The sequence below is a fragment of the Parasphingorhabdus pacifica genome (genome assembly GCF_054779195.1).
On sequence record NZ_BAAGYS010000006.1, the window covers coordinates 684,321 to 701,588 of the forward strand.

The following is a 17,268-nucleotide window of genomic DNA, read 5'->3' on the forward strand; positions in this document are numbered from 1 at the left end:
TCATATCCGCACTGCCCAGAACGCCGTGTGATAGCGACAGACACGGTCGACGGCCGATGACCCTGGCCGCTGAGTGATCTAACGTGTCATCAGCCAGGAACATGAGGAGGACACGTGGCCCGCGATCCCGAGGACATCCAGCGCGAGATCGACAAAGCCCGCGACGCGCTGGCCGTCACGCTTGACGACCTGGGCACCAAGGCGGACCCGAAGCGGTTCGTCGAGTCCGGCAAGGCCGGCCTGCAGGAGAAGCTCGACGACCCGACCGTTCGGTATGTGCTGATCGGTGCCGGGGCGCTGGTCACGATCCTGGTGGTCCGCAAACTGTTCCGCTGATCTCGGTGGGTCCGCCGAACGCGCACGGGTGAATCTCCGGTCCACCCGTGCACGTTCGCTGTCGACGCGGTACCACCACACCGCGCGGCGACATCGGCTGCCTGCCGGGGCGCGTCAGCGCAGCAGCGGCAGCAGCGCCTCGGTGCGGATGCGATCCACGAACCGGGAGTCCAACGGCTCGTCGGTGATCATCAGGCGGTAGATGAACCCGGCACCGACCAGTTCGACGATGGTGTCCACCGGCGCGTCCGCCCGGACCTCACCGCGTTCCTGCGCCCGTTCGATGATGCGCCGCAGCACGGCTCGCTGCGGCAGCAGGAACGACTCCCGGAACGCCGCAGCGAGTTCGGGTTCGTGCGGGAGCTCTCCCACCAGTGCCTGCGCGGCCTTGCCGACCGGGCCGGTCAAGAAGGACGCGAAGGCCCGAAGGAACTCCCCGAGGTCGTTGTCGATCGAACCGCTGTCCGGCTCGGGAATGTTCCGCTGGACCAACTGGGTGCACGTGTCGATCACCAGGTCGAGCTTCGAATCCCAGCGCCGGTAGATGGTGGCCTTGCCCGCCCTTGCGCGCGCGGCGACCGCATCCATCGTCAGCGCCCGGTAGCCGACGTCGGCCATCACTTCAAGGGCGGCGGTGCGCAGGGCGGTATCGCGGCTGACATCACGAGGCCGCCCCCGTCCGGATGGCGAGGGTACGGAGTCGGTGTGCGGCGATTGGTGCGCACTGCTGGTCGGAGCGTTCACGGCGGACATCCTAGAGATCGGAACCTCTTGGGCCTATGTTGCACGCTACCCATACCGGACACACGTCGCTATCGGGCCGCGTGCTATCGGGCCGCGTGGCCGGTCGGTCCACGTGCGTTGCGGGACGCGCCGTCGGCGGCCGCGGCGGCCTGCCTCGTCGCCTCGTCCGAGAGCCCGTGCCGAGCCTGCAGGTACGCCGTGCTGAAGGCGAAGCCGTCCCCGTTGAGCAGGTGGATGACCACCCGGCCGTGCGGGCTGGGCGCGACCTTCTCGATGATCTGGTCCGCCTTGTCCCGCGCAGCGATCAGTCCGGGGGCCCGCGCGCTCTCGTGACCCTCGTCGGTCGTGACCGTGACCGACCAGTCGTTGCCGTCCGGCACGTAGTTGGCGGTGATGTGTCCCGTGGCCATGCTGCCTCCGCGTCGACGTGCTCGAAGCTCCCTGTGACGTCCGCGTGCCCGGAGCCGAGGACGCCGGGCGTCGCAGTCGGCACCGGCAGTGTTCGCCTCACCTCATGCGTGGAATTCGACTCTACGGCCTAACCGCCTCGAAGGTCTTCCGGGCGGTCCATATCGCATCCGTCGGATACATCATCGCAGTTCACGAGTGCGACGTCGCGCTCGGCCAGGTAATTTCGGGCACCCGAGTCGCCGCTCGCCGCGGCGGCGGCGCCGCTCCAGTGGGCGCGACCCAGCAACACCGGGTGACTTCTGCGGCCGTGGTGCGCGGCGGCGACGATCTCGTCCCGGCCCGCTCGGACGGCCACCCGGCGTACCGCCTCCGGACCGATCCCCGGCATGTCGACCGGGAGGATCAGCGCGGCGGTGACATCGGTCTCGCGGAACTCGGAGAGGGTGCGCAGCGCGGTCCGCAACGACGAACCCATGCCGCTCGGCCAGTCGTCGTTGATCACCACGGTCATCCCCGACAGGTCGGCCCGGGAGCGGACCTCGTCCGCCGCGGCACCGAGAACCACCACGACGGGGGCGCAGCCGCCGTCGGCGAGGGCGCGGGCGGCGCGTTCCACCAGCAACCCGGCTCCGTGGTGCACCAGGGCTTTCGGCATCCCGAAGCGGCGTCCGGCGCCTGCGGCCAGCACCACGCCCGCTACGCGGGGGCTCGGCTCGTCGACGTGCACGGTCGGCAGCTTACTCGCGCCGACCCGGCGCCCGGTCGGTATCGTGCCCCGACCGGACGCCGAATCGGCGCACCGGGCCATCGATCAGTACTCGACGCGGTCCGGCTTTCGGCACCACGCGTCGAAGGCCGCGTTGCGCTCCGGTACGTCGACCCGGGTCACCGGTGTCGGCCACACGGCGGCGGGGTCGCTGAACAAGTCGTAGAACGCGCGATCATCGAATCCCGCGCCGGCCGCGTCGTCGCGGTCGGCGGCGTAGATCACCCGATCAACCCGGGACCACAACACTGCGGACAGGCACATCGGACACGGTTCGCAGGAGCTCACCAGCACACAGCCGTCCAGCGCGAACACCCGGAGCCGTTCGCAGGCCCGGCGGATGGCGGTCACCTCCGCGTGGGCGGTCGGATCGAACGACGTGGTGACCAGGTTCGTGCCGGTGGCGACGACCTCGCCCTCTCGAACGATCAGTGCGCCGAACGGGCCACCACCCGAATCCACGCTGTCCACCGCCAGCCGAATCGACTCGGCGAGCCAGGACTTCTCGGGTTGGTGCGAATCGGTTTCAACGGCGTCCACAGACATGTTCTCCTCGGCAGGTGTCGATGATCGATCGGTCGGTTCAGGACGGACGCGCGGTGCTGCCCGCGATGTGTTCCGGTGCCACCGGCGTGTGGGGGAGCGGTTCGCCGGTGGCCGCGCGGATCGCGGACACCACGGCGGGTGTGGTCGAGATCGTGGGCGGTTCGCCCACGCCGCGAAGTCCGTAGGGCGCGTTGGGATCGCCCCGCTCTAGGATTTCGATCTCCATCGGCGGCATGTCGAGGATCGTCGGGATCAGGTAGTCGGTGAACGAGGGATTTCGGATGCCGCCCCCGTCCACCAGGACTTCCTCCATCACGGCGAGTCCCAGCCCCTGCGCGGAGCCACCCTGGATCTGGCCGATGACCGCGTCCGGGTTGACCGCCTTGCCGACGTCCTGCACGCAGTCCAGCCGCACCACCTTAACCAGCCCCAGCTCCACGTCCACGTCGACGATCGCGCGGTGCGCGGAAAACGCGTGCTGGACCTGGGCGCGTGCGCTGCGGCCCAGCTCGTCCAACGGAAGGGTCTCCAGGTGGTGGAACCGCCTGGTCTCCTCCACGATTTCCTCGCCGAGGACCTCGACCAGGTCGGCCAGCACCCCGTTGACCGCCGAGATGACCTTCCCGCCGCCGAGGGACAGGTCGGAGACCCGCTCACCGCGTTCGGCCGCGACCCGCTCCAGCAGTTCGGTGCGCACCGCTTCGCATGCGGTTTTCACCGCGCCGCCGGTGACGTAGGTCTGCCGGGAGGCCGAGCTCGAACCGGCGGCGCCGACCGCGGTGTCGTTCGGGTGGATGGTGACTCGCTCCACGCCGAGTTCGGTGCGCGCGATCTGCTGCTGCACCGTCACCAGCCCCTGGCCGACCTCGGCCGCTGCCGTGTGCACCAGCGCGACCGGCTCACCGGCAATGGCCTGCAGCCGCACCCGTGCGGTGGAGTAGTCGTCGGCGCCCTCGGCGTAGCAGATGTTCTTGATGGTCACGCCGTAGCCGACGCCGCGCACGACCCCTTCGCCGTGGGTCGTGTTCGAGGCACCACCCGGCAGCTCGCGGATGTCCACCGGCTCACCGGACGGTTGTTCGGGCAGCGGCATCGCCCGCAGGCGTTCGAGCAGCTCGGCCACCGGAGCCGGCGAGTCCACGATCTGCCCGGTGGGGGTGGAGTCGCCGCGGCTCATCGCGTTGCGGATGCGCAGTTCCGCGGGATCCATTCGGAGCGCGGCGGCCAGCTTGTCCATCTGGGACTCGTAGGCGAACGTGGGCTGCACCGCTCCCAGGCCCCGCATCGCTCCGCACGGCGGGTTGTTGGTGTAGAGGCCCCAACCGTCCATCCGGACGTTCGGAACCCGGTACGGCCCGACGCCGAGCGTGGTGCCGTTGCCGACGACCACCGGGGTCTTCGACGCGTAGGCGCCACCGTCGAAGTACTGCGTCGCCCGGACGTACACCAACTCGCCGTCGGAGGTGGCGCCGTGCTCGTAGTACATCTTGGCCGGGTGGCGATGCACGTGGCCGTAGAACGACTCCTCCCGGTTGTAGACCATCTTGACCGGTCGGTCGGTGTGCAGCGCCAGCATGCAGGTGTGAACCTGGATCGACAGGTCCTCCCTGCCGCCGAACGCCCCGCCGACCCCCGAAAGCGTCATGCGGACCTTGTCCTCCGGGAGGCCGAGCGCCCTCGCCGTCTGCTTCAGGTCCGAGTGCAGGTCCTGGGTGGCGAGGTACAGGTCGACGCCGCCGTCCTCGGCCGGAATCGCCAGCCCGGACTCCGGCCCGAGGAAGGCCTGGTCCTGCATGCCCACGGTGTACACATCGGAGACGACCACGTCGGCGGTGGCTTCCGGATCACCCTTGACGATCGTCTGGTGCCGCACGACGTTGCCGCCCGGGTGCAGCGCGGGCAGCGAATCGTCGTGTGCGGCCAGCTCCGGGTCGGTGACCGGCTCGAGCACCTCGTAGTCGACCGCGATGCGGTCGAGGGCCCGCCGGGCGGTCTCCGGGTGGTCGGCGGCGACCAGCGCGACCGGCTCGCCCCGGAACCGCACCACCTCGCCCGCGAGCACGGGCTGGTCGACGATCTTCAGGCCGTAGATGTTCTCGCCCGGAACGTCCTCGTGCGTGAGCACGGCGTGCACTCCGGGAAGCTTCAGCGCCGGCCCGATGTCGATCGAGTTGATCCGCGCGTGCGGATGAGGGCTGCGCAACGTCGCGCCCCACAGCATGTCGTCGGCCCACAGGTCCGAGGAGTACGCGAACTCGCCGCGCACCTTGAGCGTGCCGTCGGGGCGTAGCGGCGATTCGCCGATCCCGCCCGCGATGGCGTCGTTGAGGTCCTGCGGGGTGTGTGCTGGTGCCTGGCTCACGGGGCCACCTCCGTCGATGTGCCTCGGGAATCGGTCATGACATTGCTTCCGCGGATCGGGCAAGTCTGCGACTCGCCGCACCGGCGTCCCGGGCGAGTTCGGCCTCCGGGGCGTGGGTGAGCTCGCCGCCGTCGACCACGGGTTCGCCACCGCACAGCAGGCGGTCCAGCATCGGCAGCGGTCCCAGCACCAGAGCCGCGACCGGATCCGCGATCCCGGCGTGCCCCAGCCCGTCGATGCGCCACACGGCCAAGTCGGCGAGCTTGCCCGGTTCGAGCGAGCCGATCTCGTCCTCCCTGCCCAGGCAGCGCGCGCCCGCGCGGGTGGCCATCCACAGGGACTCGCGGGACGACAGCGCTTCCGGACCGAACCTCGCTCGCGCGGTCAGCACGGCCTGCCGCATCTCGTGCCCGAGGCCGCCCGCCTCGTTCGACGCGGTCCCGTCGACCCCCAGTCCGACGGGGACGCCGGCATCGATCAAGGCGCGGGCCGGAGCGGTCCCGGCGCCCAGTCGGCCGTTCGAAGCGGGGCAGTGCGCGGCGCCCGTACCGGTTTCGCCGAGTCGGCGGATGCCCTTGTCGGGCAGGTGGATGGTGTGCGCCAGCCAGACATCGGGACCGAGCCAGCCGAGTTCCTCGGCGTACTCGACGGGGGTGCGGCCGGTCTCGGCCACGCAGCGCTCGTGCTCGTCTGTCGTCTCGGCCAGGTGGGTGTGCAGCCGGACGCCGCGTGCGCGGGCGAGTTCGGCGGCACGGCGCATCAGCTCCGCGCTCACCGAAAACGGAGAGCACGGTCCTGCGGCGACCCGGACGCGGGCGTCGAAAGCCGGATCGTGGAAGCGATCGATGGCCTCGTCGGTGCCCGCGAGCGCCGTGTCGAGGTCTTCCACCACCCGGTCGGGCGGGAGTCCGCCGTGCGATCGGCCTCGGTCCATCGAGCCGCGTACCGCGTGCAACCGGATGCCGATGCGGTGGGCCGCCGAAACGACCGCCGCGAACACGTCACCGCCGCCGCTGGGGAAGACGTAGTGGTGGTCGGCCGCGGTCGTGCACCCGGACAGCGCCATCCAGCCCAACCCGGCCGAGGCCGCCGCCCGAGTGATCTCTTCGTCGATGCCCGCCCACACGGGGTACAACGCGGTGAGCCAGTCGAACAACCCGGAGTCGGGCGCGTAGCCGCGCGTCGCCCACTGGTAGAGGTGCTGGTGGGTGTTGACCAGTCCTGGTGTGACGACGCACCCGGTGGCATCGATGCGCCGCACCGGCTCGTCCTGTTCGGGTGCGGAACCGGAACCGACCGAGACGATGCGGCCGTCGTCCACGACCACGTGCCCTTCCGCGTACTCGGTTCCGGCACCGAGTCCGTTGCCGGAGCGGTCGACCGTGATCACCGCGCCGCCCTCGATGACGGTCCTGCTCATGCGGCGTCCCCGCCGGTGCGGTCGGCCGCCAGCCGTACCGCGTCCATGATCTTCTCGTAACCGGTGCACCGGCACAGGTTTCCGGCCAGCGATTCCCGGATTTCGGCGTCCGTGGGGTCGGGCCGCCGCGCGAGCAGGTCGTGGGCCTGCACCAGCAGCCCCGGCGTGCAGAATCCGCACTGCACGGCGCCCGCTTCGACGAACGCCTCCTGCACCGGTGCGAGCTGTTCCCGGTCGGCGAGCCCTTCGACGGTGCCGACCTCGCGTTCCTGCGCCTGACCGGCCGCGACCAGGCAGGCACAGGCGGGCACGCCGTCGAGGTAAACCGTGCACGAGCCGCATTCGCCCTGCTCGCACGCGTTCTTCGAGCCGGGGAGTCCGAGCCGCTCCCGGAGTACGTACAGCAGGCTCTCGCCCTCCCAGACGTCGTCGGTCTCGACTCGTTCGCCGTTGACGGTCATGTTCAGGCGCATGCCAACCTCCCTGCGCAGTGGTCTGACCAAACCCAGATGAGGGTCCGGCGTGCCATCACTTCCAGTGCGTGACGGCGGTATCCGGCGGTGCCGCGAACATCGTCGATGGGGTTGGCGGCCTCGGCGACGAGCGAAGCGAATCGCCCGGTCACGGAATCCGGCAGCGGTCGCGGAGCGTCCCACTGGCCCGAGGCCACGAGTTCCCCTGCGAGGAAGTCCTCGGCGGCGGTCGCCCGGATGGGTGTCGGTGCGGCCGACCCGATGCCGGTGCCCACGCGCTGCTCGCGCGGATGCAACGCGACCGCGAAGGCGCACACGGCGATGACCATCGCGTTCCGGGTGCCGATCTTGGAGAACTGCTGCGCCCCCGTCGCGGCTCGGACGTGCACGGCGGCGATGAGCTCGTCGGCGGCCAGCGCGTTTCGCTTCGGGCCCGTGAAGAACTCCGCGATCGGGACGGTGCGCTTGCCCCGCACAGACTCCACCTCCACCTCGGCCCCGCCGGCCAGCAGCGGTGGGTGTGCGTCACCGGCGGGGGAGGCCGAACCGAGGTTTCCACCGACGGTCCCTCGGTTGCGGATCTGCGGTGAGCCGACGGTGCGGGAGGCGATCGCCAGGCCGGGCAACCGGTCGCCGAGTTCGTTGATCAGGCGCGCGTAGGGCAGTCCGGCACCGATCCGCAGCCGGGAGCCGTCCTCCGTCCACCCGGCGATCTCGGACACGCCGGTGAGGTCGAGCAGCGCGTTCGGGCGGAGGTGATCGAAGTTCACCCCGACCATGACGTCGGTGCCGCCTGCGATCGGTATCGCGTCGGGGTTGGTGGCCTTGGCGTCGAGAGCTTCGCGCCAAGTGCGGGGGCGCAGGAAGTCCACTGTCGTCTCCATCGGTCGAGCTCGACCCGGTCCGGGCGTGGGGCGGCTCCACCTGCGTGACCCGCCGTCTGCTGCGGGACGCGGTGGCCGTTGTGAATCAGTACACAGCTACCGGGCCGGGATTGCATAGCGGCGAATGTGCCGAAGAAGCTGCCGGTAAGACGGGTCGGTTGGTATCTTCCTACAAATCTCGGTGGTCGCGTGCCCGCTTGGCGGACGGCGAGGTGTACGGCTCGCACGCGGAGAGGTGAAGATGCCCGGATGCTGCTGAGCGAACTGCTTGCCGACCCGGATCTCGGCCTGGTGCCGCGCAGCGGCGAGGACCACGCCGAGTGCGAGATCCGGGGCGTCTACGTCACGGACCTCATCGACCCCCGCAGGTACCTGGAAGGCGGCGAACTGGTCCTCAGCGGGCTGGTCTGGCACAACGACGAGAACGACTCCCGGCGATTCGTCCAAGCCCTCGTCGATGCGGGGGTGGCCGGACTGGCGGCCGGGACCGCACGGCTCGGGCATGCGCCCGACGACCTCGTGGCGGAATGCCGCAGGCAGGGGTTGCCGATCTTCGAGGTTCCGCTGTCGGTCAGCTTCAACACCCTCACCGAGCGGGTGCTGCGCGCGCAGCGCAAAGCCTCGGCGCCCCGCAGGGAACTCGTCTCGGCCATCGCGGCGGGCGCAGACCTCGACCGGGTGCTGGCGATGGCTTCCGCCGAACTCGGTGTGGAGTGCTTGGTCCTGTCGGCGGCCGGGTGGTGCGTGGGCGGCACGCCCGGACCGCCGGAGCGGGTGGTCACCGAGCTGGTGCGCGCCTACCTGGAATCCGAGCGGCTGCCCAAACGCGTCCGGCTCAGCGAGTCGGAGGTGTTCGCGTTGTGGCCCGGTGGGTCGGACGTGGAACCGCGAGCGGCGCGCTGGTTCGTGGCGATCCGAGTCGATGAGGAGATGTCGGCTTCCGAGCAGGAAGCCGTTGCCGTCGAGCTGGGCATCGTGGTCGCTCTGGTGCGAACGCGGATCGACGAGGTACGTCGTATCGCGGGACGGTCCGTCGAGACCGTTCTGCGCAGGCTGCTCGACGGCAGCGCGGGCCCACCCGAGGTCGTCGCTGCCCTGGACGCGGCCGGGCTGCCTGCCGGAATGCCATTGCGGGTGGTCGAACTCGGCACGGCGGTGGGCAGCTCGTCGGCGCTCCTGCGGGAGCTCGCCGCGGCCACCGGCTTGCCCGCGGTCACGGCGCCGCTGCACGACGGCGCGTCGGCACTGTTCGTCGACGACGCTGCGCGGCTGGCCGAACTGGAAGAGTTGTTGCGGAAAGCGCTTGGAGGAATGAGTCGGGTCGCGGATGCTGCTCCGGTCGCGCTCGGACTCAGCGACGTCAGCTCGGTGGGCGGCCTGCGTGGTGCGCTGGAAGAGGCGAACCACGCGCGCAGGCTCGCCGACCGCCGCCCACCGAACGCGGCGATCGCCACCGCGGCCGAACTCGCCTCGCACCAGGTGCTGCTGGCCTCCGTTCCCGACGGACTGCGCGATTCGTACTCCGACCGGCTACTCGGAAAACTCGTCGCTTACGACAGAGGTCACCATTCGGACCTCGTGCGGACACTGCGGGTTTTTCTGGAACATTCAGCATCGTGGTCGCGTTGTGCGAAACAGCTCCACGTGCACGTCAACACACTCCGATACCGGATACGGCGCATCGAGGAGATAACCGGACGGGATCTGGCGCACTTCCCGGACCGCGTGGACTTCTACCTGGCACTCGAACTCGCGCGCGAAACCGGTGAGACCCATCGCGGGTGACGGACGGTCGGGCTCTTTTGCGTCTCCGTCTTTCCGTCCGCGCTGGGGCGCTCGTGGGAGTGGTCACATGTGGCGCCGCCATCGGAGGTCGCGGGAGGCAGGGATTCGAAATCCGCTGCGGTGAGCGGTACCGTGCTTGGTCGGTACATGGCAATGCCAGCACGAGATTGACCTGCGCGTCAGGCGCATGGCCGGAAGACGGAGGTACCAGGATTGACCAACCTGTCCGCCACCACCGGTGTGACGGACCGCCCGAGCGGCATGGGTGTCGCCGACAGCGCGGCCACTTCCCCCGAGCGCATCCGGGAATTCCTCGACCGGAACGCACCCGAAACCCCGTGCCTGGTGATGGACCTGGGCGCGGTGCGCAGCCGCTACGCGGGACTGCGGTCGGCCCTTCCCGACACGCGGATCTGCTATGCAGTCAAGGCGAATCCCACCCCGGAGGTCGTGCGGGAGCTGGTTGGCCTGGGGGCTTCCTTCGACATCGCGAGTCCCGGCGAGATCGACCTGTGCCTGGCACAGGGCGCTGACGCCGGTTCGCTCTCCTACGGAAACACGATCAAGAAGCGGTCCGATGTGGCTCGTGCCTACGAGCGGGGCGTGCGACTGTTCGCCACCGACAGCGAAGCGGACCTGACCAACATCGCCGAGGTAGCGCCCGGCTCCCGGGTGTTCTGCCGGATCCTGGTGGACAACAAGGGATCCCGTACGCCGTTCGGGCGAAAGTTCGGTTGCCCGCCGGAGACCGCCGTGCAGCTCCTGGAGCGTGCCGACGCCCTCGGACTCGAAGCCTACGGTGTCTCGTTCCACATTGGATCCCAACAGCTCGACCCCACCGCATGGGAGCACGGGGTCAGAGCAGCACGCGAAGTCTTCGAAGGCCTCGCATCCCGAGGCGTCGGACTGCGGATGGTGAACCTCGGGGGTGGACTGCCTGCCGGATACACCGATGAGGCGCCGCCGCTGGCGGACTACGCACAACGCATCGAGCAGGCGCTGGACAGGCACTTCGGTGCCGACCGACCGGAGCTGCTGATCGAGCCCGGCAGGCACATCGTCGGTGATGCCGGGGTGCTGAGCAGCGAAGTCGTGCTCGTCACCGAAGAATCCGGGGGTAGCGGACGTCGGTGGGTCTACCTCGACATCGGACGCTACAACGGCCTGGCCGAGACCGAAGGCGAGGCGATCACCTACCGCCTCCGCACGTCCCGCGACGGCGACACCACCGGAGCGGTCGTACTCGCCGGACCGACCTGCGATGGTGATGACGTGCTCTACCAGCACACCCGCTACGAACTGCCGACGACCCTCCGGGGCGGCGACCGGGTGGAGCTGCTCAGTACGGGCGCGTACACGGCGAGTTATTCCTCGGTCGGGTTCAACGGTTTCGCCCCGTTGCCGACGCACTGCATCGATGCCGACGAAATGCCCTGAGCACCGGCCGGCCCTCGCCGGGGCGGCTCGAAAAGGATTCATCTGGGGCGAAATCTGCGAAATGTTGGGAGGTCGATAGATGTCGATTGACGCCGGAACCCTGCAAAAGGTCGGTCTGTTCACCGGGCACCACGTCCTGGCTGAACTCGAAGGAGTGAAACCAGAGCTGCTCGATGACGAGCAGTTCCTACGGGACACCCTGGACAGTGCCCTCAGCAGGTCACAGGCCACGGTGTGTGAAGTGATCGCGAAAAGGTTCGAGCCGCAGGGCGTCACCGTGCTCGCCCTGCTCTCGGAGTCCCACGCTTCGCTGCACACCTACCCGGAGGACGGATCGATTTTCATCGACGTCTTCACCTGCGGGCACACCGCGCAGCCGGAGCGGGCGGTCGAACTGATCGCGGAGGCGCTGCGACCGGCTTCGGTGAACACTCAGACCATCCGCCGTGGCCGGGATCACGACGCCGAACTCGCGCCGTGATCCGGTCGAAGATTTTCGAGGAGGACCACCGTTGATCGAACTCGACGGGCAGCGCTGGATTCAAGAACCGCTGGGCGAGGACATGCGCCGGCTGTGGCGGGTCGACAACGTGCTGTGGGAGGGCGACACCGCCTACCAGAACGTGGTGATCGGTCAAACCGGCCAGGGAGTCTCCCTGTTCTGCGACGACGACCGACAGAGCACCGAGTTCTCCCAGCTGGTCTATCACGAGGCCATGATGGTTCCGGGCTTCCTGCTGGCCGCCCAGCTCGACCGAGTGCTGATCGTCGGATCGAGCGAGGGCGTGGCCAGCCAGATGGCGGTGGCTGCCGGTGCGAGCAGGGTCGACCACGTCGACATCGACAGCGAGTGCGTCCGGGCCTGCGCTGAGCACCTGCCCTACGGCTACAGCCCGGACGAGCTGGCGGCGGCCGAACGCGGCGAGGGGCCGATCAGCCTGCACTACGCCGACGGCTGGAGCTTCCTCGACCAGGCCCCGCCCGAAGGCTACGACATGGTCGTCGTGGACCTGCCGGACGAGCGGGAGGACGACGAGGACGGTCAGCACAACCGGCTCTACGGCCTGGAGTTCATCCAGCGCTGCCAGACGGTGCTCTCGCCGGGAGGTGTACTCGCGGTACAGGCGGGGTGCCCCACCATCTGGCGGAACACGACTCTGATCCGTGCCTACAACCGGTTCCGGTCGGTGTTCGACACCGTGACCTACTTCGGTGCGGACGAGCACGAGTGGGCATTCCTCTTCGGCAGGGTCGAACTGATCGACGACCCGACCAACGTCATGTTGGAAGCCATCCCGGACTGCCCCTACACCCCGTCCACCATCGACGACGCGAGCCTGATCGGCTGCACCGTTCCACCGCATTCCGTGCGCAACCAGGACTGATCGACGGGACGGCCCGGGCCGAACGAGGCGGGCAGCTCCCCGGTCGACCGACCGCCGAGCTGCCCGCCCGCTGTTCGTCACCGCCTGCTGATCACGCCTGCCCGGCGAACGGTGTTCGCGTTCAGAGCGACTGCAGGTACGGGTGCAGGCCACCGGCGGCACCCGTATCGGTAGTCCGCGGGAGGAACCACTGGTCGAAGGCGAGTCCGCGGCTGCGCAGCTCGCCGTCGAGCCGGGTGAGATCGGCTTCGTCCTCGGCGTCGAAGTCGAGTTCGAAGAGCCGCTCGTATTCCCTGTCGTGCACCGCGCGCTGAAGGAACGCGTTGAACAGCGGCGTGCTCTGGCTCCACTCCATCAAGTCGGCTGCCTCGAGCAGCACCTGAGCCTCGTTGATGAACAGATGCAACGCCAGGCACTCGGCCGTGCACCGGGGAGCCGTCCACTCCGGTCCGGCGAGGCGTGCTGCCACCGCCGCCGACGACAGCAGCAGTGCCCGTGCGAACAACGAGTCGTAGCGGTGGTCGTAGCAGGGCGGCAGCTCCTCCAGCACCAGCAGACCCACCGCGTCCCGCACGCTGGCGTTGTTGATCGCCAGCGCCAGTTCGTCGTAGAAGATCTCGTCGGTGACCACGCGCACCGCGTGGATCAGCGCCCCGGCCGCCAGTTGCGCCTCCTCGGCATCCCCGCCCTCCTCGTGGCTGAACGCCCCGAGATCGAATGCGCGCAGCTGAGGGGCCGACTCGGCCAGTTTCTTGCGCCAGTGCTCGGTGTCCAGAGCGGGTTCGCTCTCGTCCGAACTTTCCAGCGCCTCCTCGATGGCGGCTTCCAGCGCCGTGTCGCCTGCGGTCTCACCGGAGGCGTCGTCGGCGGCCGCCAGACTCTGGTTGAACTCGTCCTCGGTAATCCGCACCTCGGATTCCGCGACCGTCCACCCGGTCAGCAACTCGATTTCGCCGAGCAGCTCGTCGAGCACGGTCGCGGCCGCCGATTCGGCCGACATGAGCGAAGGCGCGTCCAACACGAGCACGACGCTGGCTCGGTCCGGGTGCACGTTGATCCGATAGTCCAGCACATCGATGTCGTCGTCCTCCGGGCCCGACACTCCCTCGACCAGCGCGAGCTGGCGATCCAGCAGCGCAGCTACCCCTTCCTGCTGCAGGGCGTCCATTGCTGTCGCCTCGACCGGCGGTTCCAGCTCCGCCGTCACCACGTAGTCCACGCTTCTCGCCTCTCCTGACCGGTTGGGGGCATGTTACGACGCCGGTTCTGCCTCGACCCGACGGTGCCACCAACGGAACCGAAAGCGCGTTCGAGGCGAGCCTGCCCGTCTGGGAAACACGGATCGGCAATCATGTGGGGGTGACGACGACTGTGACGGTATTCGGCAGCTGCAACATGGATCTCGTGGCCTACGCAGCCACGGCGCCGAAGCGAGGCGAAACCGTGGCCGGACGCGAGTTCCGGACCATCCAGGGAGGTAAGGGGGCCAACCAGGCGATCGCGGCTGCGCGGGCCGGAGCGACCGTGCAGATGCTCGGTGCCGTCGGTTCCGACGAGCTGGGCTCCCAGCTGCGCGCCGGTCTCGAAGGTTTCTGGGTACGGACGGATCGTCTCCGCACCGAGCCGGGTGCCAGCGGGACCGCCCATATCGTGGTCGACGACGAAGGCGGCAACTCCATTGTGATCGTGCCGGGGGCGAACGGGACGCTGGACGAGCTCCGAGCGGAGGACGAACGGATCATCGCGGAGTCCCGCATCCTTCTGCTCCAGCTCGAAATCCCGCTGCGTGGAGTCGAATCGGCGGCCGCCGTGGCGAAGCGGAACGGCGTCCCGGTGGTGTTGACACCGGCTCCCGCGGCGGAGCTCCCGGCGAGCCTCCTGGCGAACGTGGACCTGCTGGTGCCCAACGAGCACGAGGCGGAGGTGCTCACCGGGCACTCCGAGCCACGGCGCGCGCTGGACGCGCTGCTCGAACTCGTTCCCGAGGTAGTGATCACCCTGGGTAGCGAGGGGGCACTTTACGGAAACCGGTCGGACGAGAGTCTCGTAATTCCCAGTTATCCCGTGCGGGCGGTGGATACGACCGCGGCAGGCGACACATTCGTAGGGGCGCTCGGCGCGCTACGAGTGGAAGGCGCCGACATGCCGGAGTCGCTGGAAGTGGCTTCGGCCGCTTCCGCGTTGTCGGTGCAACGAAACGGCGCGAGCAGCTCCATGCCTACACGGCGGGAGATAATGGACTTCCGTTCCGGTGCGTTCGAAGACTAAAAGAGGCACCGCGGGGCATTCCGCGCACGAGCGGTAAATGCGGAGTAACCCTTCGTGGGTGACCCCCGGATTGCGTTCTCGTTCTCCGGGGGGTCGCCCGCGACAAGTGGGCTCACTTGGCCTTGTCGTACGCCTCGACGATCTCCGAAGGGATCCGGCCGCGATCCGAAACCTGCATGCCCTGTTCACGGGCCCACTCGCGAATGGCCTGGTTGCGCTCACGGTCCGCTGCGCTGGGGGCTGCCGAGGCGCTCTTGTTCGCTTTGCCGCCGGGCCGCTTGCGGCCGCCGGTGCGGCGAGCGCTCGACACGTAGGAAGCCAAAGCGTCGCGAAGTTTCGTCGCGTTGTCCTCGGACAGGTCAATCGTGTAGTCGACGCCGTCCAAACTGAACTCGACCGTGGACTCCGCTTCCGAGCCGTCGACGTCGTCAACGAGCTGAACGGTGACCTTCTGCGCCACTGGTAACCCTCGATTCCGGATGGTTTTTCTTGGCCTTCGCACGAGCTTACGTCGAAGGGCGTGCGAACAATAAACGATTGTTGCAAGAATGTGCCACCCGTTGTTCGCCCTTGGTCCGTTGTCCGCGCGAAGACGATCTTCCCCGGCTGTGCTTCAGGTTACTTTTTCGATTTTGAGCTCGTGGGATACTGTGTGCGGAAGGTGGCCGACAGCGGCGGCCGGACGGGGAACGGGTGAGCCCCGCACGGCGGTTCTCAGGCCTCCGTGGTGAGTGTTCTATCGTTGTATCCGAGACAACCGCGATGCCGCGTGCTACAACGTGGTCAGTGTCGCAGGAGTCTCGCCTGCAAGTGTCGCGGATCGAGGCGGGGCACGTTCCCGAGACAGGTGATCATGGCCGAGCGGATTCAGGTCGAACTCGTCGACGACATCGACGGGTCACCAGCCCAGCACACTGTCACTTTCGCGCTGGACGGTGTGTCCTATGAAATCGACCTGAGCGAACGGCATGCCAAGGAGCTACGTTCGCTGTTCGCTCGCTATATCGAACGTTCTCGGAGCAAGGAGCAGCGCGTTTCGCGCGACACCCGCGAGCAGGAGCGGGAGCAGCAGCGCGAGGAGCGGGAAACGCGGCAGGTCAACAAGCAGCTCACCGAGCAGATTCGCGGCGCCGCCCAGCGAACCCGGGAGCACTTGAACAAGAAGACCCAATCCGAGTCGGCCGGGGCTGCCGGAAGGGCCGACAAGGATTCGCAGTCGGCGCCGCAAGCGGAATCGGTAAAACCGGACGCTCCTTCGCCGGAGTCCGAGAGCTTGCAAAGCCAGGAACAGGCCTCGGAACAGCAGAGCGAGGAACAGCAGGACTCGGAACAGGAGTCGGGCCGGGTGCCCGCCGTCTCGCTCCCGCAGTTTTCCTCCGCCGTGGAGTGAGTGCTCGTTCGGCGGAGCGGCTCGTGCGCGCCGGACCGCAGCAGGATGGGCCGTCGGCTCCGGTGCGCGGACACCACCGGCCGGCCATCGGGCCGTGGTTCGTGCGGATTTGCCGGGCGTGTGCTGTTCCGCGGCTCGACCACGCGCGGAAGCCCTGCCCCGGGGCCGGAGCCAATGGTGCTGGGCCAGTGGCGCAGGGTCAGGGGCGGTGATGCGCTGGGGCGTGGAGCCAGTGGCACAGGGTCAGTGGCACAGGATCAGCGGCACAACGTCGACGGGCGGGCATGAGCGGCCGGCCGTCCGCAGGACTGGTGACGCGAGATCAGTGGCGTGGAGCCGATGGAGCGGAGCCGGCGGGCGGGTCTTCTCGATCTGCCTGAGGGTTGGCGGCATCCGAGTACTGCGCCGGTCGGGTGGGGACTCCGTACGAAACGGCAGCGCCGGGCGTGGAAGTGCAGCGCCGGGCGTGGAAGTGCAGCGGCGCGCGGAGAAGTGTAGCGGCGCGCGAGCGCTCGTCGGCCGAACCGCACCGCGGTTTCGAACCGCGGTGCGGTTCCGCGCGGTTTCCACGGACGGACCGGTCAGTCTTCAGCGCGATGTCTGCGTCCGCCGGCGCGGGATGCGTTCTTCCGCTGTGACTTCTTGGGCTCGGGCTGGGCCTGTTCGGGTTCTTCCGTGTGTTCCGACAGCGTTGCCACGAACTCCGGCGGTTCGCTCGGCCCCCAGTTGTTCTCCTCGGGGTCGGTGAGCTTCTGCTGGAGTTCGGTGTAGATGGGCGTTGAGTCCACTGCTACCCCCGTTCGGACGATCGACTTCTCAGGCTACCTGTGCGTCGGTCCCATTGACGACATAGAACAGATGATCACCCGAAGGTGCAAAGCCGCCCACGTTCTGCCGATGAATCGCGAACGCGCGCCGCCGATGCGCGCGACCTGGGGTTTTGATGCACGACCGGGGGTGTTGTCGGTGAGGTTTCGTGGGTGTGTAGAGTTTTCGATGTCAGCACGGAACAGGGCGGACTGCTTCGGACTTCGGGTTCGGGTTTTCGGACTGGGTGTTGA

Annotated in this window: 18 protein-coding genes; 7 read left to right on the forward strand and 11 right to left on the reverse strand. The window is 68.5% G+C overall.

The features are described from left to right. Positions 1 to 114: 114 nt before the first annotated feature. Positions 115 to 336, forward strand: coding sequence for a DUF3618 domain-containing protein (locus tag ACYVAN_RS09275; protein WP_460957751.1), 222 nt, complete (start codon positions 115 to 117; stop codon positions 334 to 336). A 114-nt stretch (positions 337 to 450) separates the two neighbouring features. On the opposite strand, the gene ACYVAN_RS09280 is transcribed toward ACYVAN_RS09275, so the two are convergent. The 8 genes from ACYVAN_RS09280 to ACYVAN_RS09315 all read right to left on the reverse strand — a co-directional run bounded on the left by ACYVAN_RS09280 (position 451) and on the right by ACYVAN_RS09315 (position 7,942). After that, on the reverse strand, positions 451 to 1,080 hold the full coding sequence (locus tag ACYVAN_RS09280; RefSeq protein WP_460957753.1) for a TetR/AcrR family transcriptional regulator: 630 nt from the start codon (positions 1,078 to 1,080) through the stop codon (positions 451 to 453). An 83-nt stretch (positions 1,081 to 1,163) separates the two neighbouring features. Then, positions 1,164 to 1,490: a hypothetical protein gene (locus ACYVAN_RS09285; RefSeq protein WP_460957754.1), complete on the reverse strand. Its 327-nt coding sequence runs from the start codon at positions 1,488 to 1,490 to the stop codon at positions 1,164 to 1,166. Positions 1,491 to 1,618: 128 nt separating this feature from the next. Continuing rightward, complete coding sequence (locus ACYVAN_RS09290; RefSeq protein WP_460957756.1) at positions 1,619 to 2,218, reverse strand: nucleotidyltransferase family protein; 600 nt, start codon at positions 2,216 to 2,218, stop codon at positions 1,619 to 1,621. Between the two features lie 84 nt (positions 2,219 to 2,302). After that, a complete protein-coding gene (locus ACYVAN_RS09295; RefSeq protein ID WP_460957758.1) occupies positions 2,303 to 2,803 on the reverse strand; it encodes a nucleoside deaminase in 501 nt (166 codons plus the stop codon). A gap of 37 nt (positions 2,804 to 2,840) precedes the next feature. Beyond that, positions 2,841 to 5,165, reverse strand: a complete 2,325-nt coding sequence (gene pucD, locus ACYVAN_RS09300) for a xanthine dehydrogenase subunit D (RefSeq protein WP_460957760.1) — start codon at positions 5,163 to 5,165, stop codon at positions 2,841 to 2,843. Positions 5,166 to 5,199: 34 nt separating this feature from the next. Continuing rightward, complete coding sequence (locus ACYVAN_RS09305; protein WP_460957762.1) at positions 5,200 to 6,585, reverse strand: 8-oxoguanine deaminase; 1,386 nt, start codon at positions 6,583 to 6,585, stop codon at positions 5,200 to 5,202. Further along, on the reverse strand, positions 6,582 to 7,058 hold the full coding sequence (locus ACYVAN_RS09310) for a (2Fe-2S)-binding protein (protein ID WP_460957764.1): 477 nt from the start codon (positions 7,056 to 7,058) through the stop codon (positions 6,582 to 6,584). Before ACYVAN_RS09310 ends, ACYVAN_RS09305 begins: the two co-directional genes overlap by 4 nt. Further along, positions 7,049 to 7,942, reverse strand: a complete 894-nt coding sequence (locus ACYVAN_RS09315) for an FAD binding domain-containing protein (RefSeq protein ID WP_460957766.1) — start codon at positions 7,940 to 7,942, stop codon at positions 7,049 to 7,051. Before ACYVAN_RS09315 ends, ACYVAN_RS09310 begins: the two co-directional genes overlap by 10 nt. A 249-nt stretch (positions 7,943 to 8,191) precedes the next feature. Here ACYVAN_RS09315 and ACYVAN_RS09320 point away from each other — a divergent pair, with 249 nt between their 5' ends. The 4 genes from ACYVAN_RS09320 (at position 8,192) to ACYVAN_RS09335 (ending at position 12,549) form a co-directional block, all read left to right on the forward strand. Continuing rightward, on the forward strand, positions 8,192 to 9,727 hold the full coding sequence (locus ACYVAN_RS09320; protein WP_460957768.1) for a PucR family transcriptional regulator: 1,536 nt from the start codon (positions 8,192 to 8,194) through the stop codon (positions 9,725 to 9,727). A gap of 213 nt (positions 9,728 to 9,940) precedes the next feature. Beyond that, entirely contained in the window at positions 9,941 to 11,164 is a 1,224-nt protein-coding gene (locus ACYVAN_RS09325) for a type III PLP-dependent enzyme (RefSeq protein ID WP_460957770.1), read from the forward strand. Between the two features lie 79 nt (positions 11,165 to 11,243). Further along, a complete protein-coding gene (gene speD / locus ACYVAN_RS09330) occupies positions 11,244 to 11,645 on the forward strand; it encodes an adenosylmethionine decarboxylase (protein ID WP_460957772.1) in 402 nt (133 codons plus the stop codon). Positions 11,646 to 11,676: 31 nt separating this feature from the next. Further along, a complete protein-coding gene (locus tag ACYVAN_RS09335) occupies positions 11,677 to 12,549 on the forward strand; it encodes a spermidine synthase (protein WP_460957774.1) in 873 nt (290 codons plus the stop codon). A gap of 121 nt (positions 12,550 to 12,670) precedes the next feature. On the opposite strand, the gene ACYVAN_RS09340 is transcribed toward ACYVAN_RS09335, so the two are convergent. Then, positions 12,671 to 13,768 carry a hypothetical protein gene (locus ACYVAN_RS09340; RefSeq protein ID WP_460957776.1) on the reverse strand — a complete coding sequence of 366 codons (1,098 nt, stop codon included), beginning with the start codon at positions 13,766 to 13,768 and terminating at the stop codon, positions 12,671 to 12,673. 140 nt (positions 13,769 to 13,908) lie between these two features. Between ACYVAN_RS09340 and rbsK the strand changes: the two genes are divergently transcribed. Beyond that, entirely contained in the window at positions 13,909 to 14,817 is a 909-nt protein-coding gene (gene rbsK, locus ACYVAN_RS09345; protein WP_460957778.1) for a ribokinase, read from the forward strand. Positions 14,818 to 14,929: 112 nt separating this feature from the next. Here rbsK and ACYVAN_RS09350 read toward each other — a convergent pair whose 3' ends face one another. Further along, the gene (locus tag ACYVAN_RS09350) at positions 14,930 to 15,277 is read right to left on the reverse strand and encodes a histone-like nucleoid-structuring protein Lsr2 (protein WP_460957780.1); all 348 of its coding nucleotides are present in this window, start codon (positions 15,275 to 15,277) and stop codon (positions 14,930 to 14,932) included. 393 nt (positions 15,278 to 15,670) lie between these two features. Between ACYVAN_RS09350 and ACYVAN_RS09355 the strand changes: the two genes are divergently transcribed. Continuing rightward, on the forward strand, positions 15,671 to 16,207 hold the full coding sequence (locus ACYVAN_RS09355) for a histone-like nucleoid-structuring protein Lsr2 (RefSeq protein WP_460957782.1): 537 nt from the start codon (positions 15,671 to 15,673) through the stop codon (positions 16,205 to 16,207). Positions 16,208 to 16,788: 581 nt separating this feature from the next. On the opposite strand, the gene ACYVAN_RS09360 is transcribed toward ACYVAN_RS09355, so the two are convergent. Further along, the gene (locus ACYVAN_RS09360) at positions 16,789 to 16,995 is read right to left on the reverse strand and encodes a hypothetical protein (RefSeq protein WP_460957784.1); all 207 of its coding nucleotides are present in this window, start codon (positions 16,993 to 16,995) and stop codon (positions 16,789 to 16,791) included. Positions 16,996 to 17,268: the final 273 nt, after the last annotated feature.